At 74.6% G+C, this 4048-nt stretch carries 1 protein-coding gene; it reads right to left on the bottom strand.

The genetic code is table 11. From position 1 onward, the window contains the following. The coding region (locus tag NQU54_RS48115) for an SDR family NAD(P)-dependent oxidoreductase (protein WP_306279870.1) at window positions 1-4048 on the bottom strand (4048 nt) is incomplete at both ends.

Here is a 4048-nt window from a genome sequence, read left to right as displayed (position 1 = left end):
GCAACGCGGTCGTCGGAGGTGACGGTGGTGCCGCGGACGACGGCGGGCGTGTCCTTGCCGGTGGCCAGGCTGTCGAGCGCGTCGCGCCGTTCGGCGGTGCTCGCGCCGAGGACGACCGCCCGGTGGTCGAAGCGGGCGCGGGTGGTCGCCAGCGCGTGGCCGATGTCGGTGGTGGACATGTCTCCGGCGAGCAGCGGCAGCAGCCTGCGGGCCTGCTCCCGCAGCGCGGCCTCGGACTTGGCCGACAGCGTCCAGGGCACGACCGTGCCCTCGGGGACGGCTCGGCTCTCCGGGGTCGCGCGGGGGTCCGGGCCCTGCTCGAGGATGACGTGGGCGTTCGTACCGCTGACGCCGAACGAGGAGATCCCCGCGCGCCGCGGACGCCCGGTGTCCGGCCAGTCGCGCGGCTCCACCAGGAGTCGTATGGCACCGGAGGACCAGTCGACGTGTGGCGAGGGTTGATCGGCGTGCAGGGTACGGGGAAGCTGTGCGTGGTGCAGGGCCAGCACGGTCTTGATGACACCGGCCACTCCGGCGGCGGCCTGGGTGTGCCCGATGTTGGACTTCACCGACCCCAGCCACAGCGGCCGCCGCGGGTCCCGCCCCTGGCCGTACGTGGCGAGCAGCGCCCGTGCCTCGATCGGGTCGCCGAGCTTCGTCCCCGTCCCATGCGCCTCCACCACGTCCACATCGCCCGCGGACAGCCCGGCGTCCGCCAACGCCGCCCGCACCACCCGTTGCTGTGCCACGCCGTTGGGTGCGGTCAGACCGTTCGATGCCCCGTCCTGGTTGACGGCGCTTCCCCGTACGACCGCCCACACCCGGTGCCCGTTCCGCCGGGCGTCCGACAGCCGCTCGACGACCAGCACGCCCACCCCCTCGGCGAAGCCCGCCCCGTCCGCGTTCGCGGCGAACGCCTTGCTGCGGCCGTCGGCGGCCAGCCCGCCCTGGCTGGTGAACTCGGTGAAGATGCCCGGTGTGGACATGACGGTGACACCGCCGGTGAGCGCGAGGTCGCACTCGCCCTGCTGGAGCGACCGGACGGCGAGATGCAGGGCTACGAGGGAGGAGGAGCAGGCGGTGTCGACGGTGACGGCCGGTCCCTCGATGCCGAGCGCGTAGGAGACCCGGCCGGACAGCACGCTGCCGATGTTGCCCGTGGCAGCGTATCCGACGGCCTCCTCGGGAACGTTATGGCCCATGGCGAGGTAATCGCCACCGTTGGTGCCGGTGAAGACGGCCGCGCGGGTGCCGCGCAGCACCGTCGGGTCGATGCCCGCGCCCTCCAGCGCCTCCCAGGAGGTCTCCAGCAGCAACCGCTGCTGCGGATCCATCGCCAGCGCCTCCCGCGGGGAGATACCGAAGAAGCCGGCGTCGAAGTCGCCCGCGTCCGACAGGAAGCCGCCCTCGCGGGTGTACGAGGCGCCGGCGCGGTCGGAGCCGGGGGCGTGGAGGGCGTCCAGGTCCCAGCCGCGGTCCTCGGGGAACGGGGTGATGGCGTCGCCGCCCGACTGGAGCAGCTGCCACAGGTCCCCGGGCGAGCGGACGTCGCCGGGGAACCGGCAGCTCATACCGACGATGACGATGGGATCCTCCGCCTCCTCGGCGGCCGTGGTGGGCGCGGCCGGGGGCGTGGGCAGGGTGTCGGGGGCCGGGGCGCCGCCGAGGATCTCGCTGTGCAGATGCGCGGCCAGGGCGCGGGCGTTGGGGTGGTCGAAGACGATGGTGGGCGGCAGTCGCAGGCCGGTGACGCTGTTGAGCCGGTTGCGCAGTTCGACGGCGGTGACGGAGTCGAAGCCCAGATCCCGGTAGGCCGTGCCGGGGTCGACCGCGTCGGGGCCCGTATGACCGAGCACCACGGCGACCTGCTCGCGGACGGCGGTCAGGAGCACGGCCTGCTGTTCGGCGTGGCCGCCCAGCGTGGTGAGCCGGGCGACGAGGTCCCCGGACCCGGTGGCGGCGCGTGGCGCCGACTCGTCCGCCGGTGTGACCGTGGTGAGCCGTCGTACCTCGGGCAGGTCCGCGAGGAACGGACTGGGCCGGGTGGCGGTGTAGGCCACGTGGAACCTGTCCCACTCCACGTCCGCGACCATGACGGTCGGCTCGGGCTCACCGGCCACCACGGTCAGGGCGGTGGCCGCGAGATCGGGTGCCATGACGAGCAGGCCATGGCGGCGGGCCAGCGTCCCGATGCCGTCCTCGGTGGCCATGCCCCGCTCGTCCCAGATGCTCCAGGCGACGGAGGTGGCGGGCAGTCCGAGGGCGTGCCGCTGTTCGGCGAGGGCGTCCAGGTAGGCGTTGCCGGGGGCGTAGTTGCCCTGCCCGGAGGCGCCGAGGGTGCCGGCCACGGAGGAGAACAGCACGAACGCGTCCAGGTCGCTGTCCCGGGTCAGCTCGTGCAGATGCCAGGCGCCGTCGGCCTTGGCGCGCAGGACCCGGTCGATCTGGCCGGGGGTCAGGCGCTCGACGACGGCGTCGTCGAGCACGGCGGCGGTGTGCACCACGGCCGTCAGCGGGCAGTCGCCGGGAACGGCGTCGAGCAGCCGGGCGAGGTCCGCGCGGTCACCGACGTCGCAGGCGGCCACGGTGACACGTACGCCGGCGGCCTCCAGTTCGGCGCTCAGCTCGGCTGCGCCGGGCGCGTCGGGGCCGCTGCGGCTGGCCAGTACGAGGTGTTCGGCGCCGGACCCGGCCAGGTGGCGGGCCACCCGGGCGCCGAGTCCTCCGGTGCCGCCGGTGACCAGGACGGTGCCGCGCGGGCGCCATGCGGGGTGCGAGCCGGTGGCTGCCGCGCGGGCCAGGCGACGGACGAGGGCGCCGGATGGGCGGAGGGCGACCTGATCCTCGCCCGTGGTGCCGGAGAGGAGCGCCGCGAGGAGGCGGCCGGTTCGGGCGTCGGGCCGGGCGGGCAGATCGACGAGGCCACCGAACCTCTCGGGGTGCTCCAAGGCGACGATCCTGCCCAGGCCCCACACCATATGCTGCGCCGCCGCACTGTCGCGGTGCGTCCGCAGGTCCTGGTCGGTGGCGGTGACCGCGTCGTGGGTCAGGCACCACAGGGGCGCACCGGTCCCCGCGTCGCCGAGGGCCTGGAAAAGGGCGACGGTGGCCGTGAGTCCGGTCCGCGGGATGCCGTCGGCGGTGGCGGGGCCGTCGGCGGCGGACAGCAGGGACAGCACGCCCGCGTACGTTCCCCCGGGCAGCCGGCGGGCGATGTCCTCCCGGGTGGCGGTGGCCGACAGTTCGAGCGTGGTGACCTCACCGCCGTGGTCGCGTACGGCTGCGGCGACCTCGGCCGCGCGGTCGGCCGCGACGGCGGAGCCGGCGGGTACGGCCAGCAGCCAGGCGCCGGTCAGGGCAGGGGTGTCCGGCAGCGACGCGGGGACCCAGCGGGTGTGGTAGCGCCAGGAGGCGACGGTGGCCGCCGCCGTACGGTGCCGGTGCCAGTTGCGCAGGGCGGGCAGGACCGGGGCGAGGGACGCGCCGTCGATGTCGAGGGTGCCCGCCAGGGTCTCGGTGTCGCCGCTTTCCACGGCCCCCCAGAAGCCGGTGTCGTCGGCGGGGCCGGCGGCGTCCCGTGGGATGGCGGGCTTGCGCAGGGCAGCGGGTTCCCACCAGTAGCGTTCATGTTGGAAGGCGTAGGTGGGCAGGTCGACGCGGCGGGCCCCGGAGCCGGCGAACACCTGGGACCAGTCCACGGGGACTCCATGCACGAAGACCTCGCCGAACGAGGTGAACAGGCGCCGGGCCCCACCGTCGTCACGGCGCAACGTCCCGGCCACCACCGCCTCGTGACCGGCCGCGTCCAGCGTCTCCCGCACCGCGGCGGTCAGCACCGGGTGGGGGCTGCACTCGACGAACGCGCCGAAGCCTTCGGCAGCCAGCGCACGAACGGCCTCCTCGAAACGGACAGGACGGCGGAGGTTGTGCACCCAGTAGGAAGCGTCCGGCACCCCATCCCCCAGCCAGGCGCCGACGACCGTGGAGAAGAACGGAACCTCCGCACGACGCGCCCGGATCGGGGCCAGATCCGCGAGAATCCGGTCCT

Source organism: Streptomyces malaysiensis subsp. samsunensis (assembly GCF_024519315.1).
Lineage (GTDB): Bacteria > Actinomycetota > Actinomycetes > Streptomycetales > Streptomycetaceae > Streptomyces > Streptomyces malaysiensis.
The sequence above is the reverse complement of the archived record's forward strand: the minus strand, read 5'-3'. Positions and strand labels throughout refer to the sequence as shown.